Raw genomic sequence first — 500 nt, forward strand, 5'->3', positions numbered from 1 at the left:
AACATGGACCACGACGCGTCAGCGATACTTTTGGCCAAATGCCGGTTTTTCTGCATGTTTTTGACCTGCAGGTCTTCAAGGCAGATCACTTGGTTTTCGTGAATCAGCCTCGTGGACAGCTTGTGCAGAAAATCCTTGCGACAATTGACCACCTTTTCATGCAGCCGGGCTACCTTGATACGAGCCTTGTGCCAATTGGAACCACCTTGCTTGCGACGGGAAAGTATCCGTTGCCAGCGAATCAGGTTTTGTTCATACTGCCGCAAATATTTTGGATTGGGGATGACTTCACGCGTGGAAAGGGCGGCAAAATCTTTGACACCAAGATCAATGCCCACCTTGCGGTCACAGGCAGGTAACGGGTGAATCTCTGTTTCCACCAATACTGACACAAAATATTTGTCTGATGGATTTTTCCGAATGGTCGCCGAGATGATTCGCCCCTCAACTTCACGGGACTTGGCGAATTTCACCCAGCCCAATTTAGGCAGACGGATACG

1 protein-coding gene is annotated in these 500 nt (G+C 49.4%); it reads right to left on the reverse strand.

The features are described from left to right. On the reverse strand, positions 1 to 500 hold a 500-nt coding region (locus tag IEW48_RS16940), incomplete at both ends, for an RNA-guided endonuclease TnpB family protein (protein ID WP_188624738.1).

This window comes from Caldalkalibacillus thermarum (genome assembly GCF_014644735.1).
GTDB classification, from domain to species: Bacteria; Bacillota; Bacilli; order Caldalkalibacillales; family Caldalkalibacillaceae; genus Caldalkalibacillus; species Caldalkalibacillus thermarum.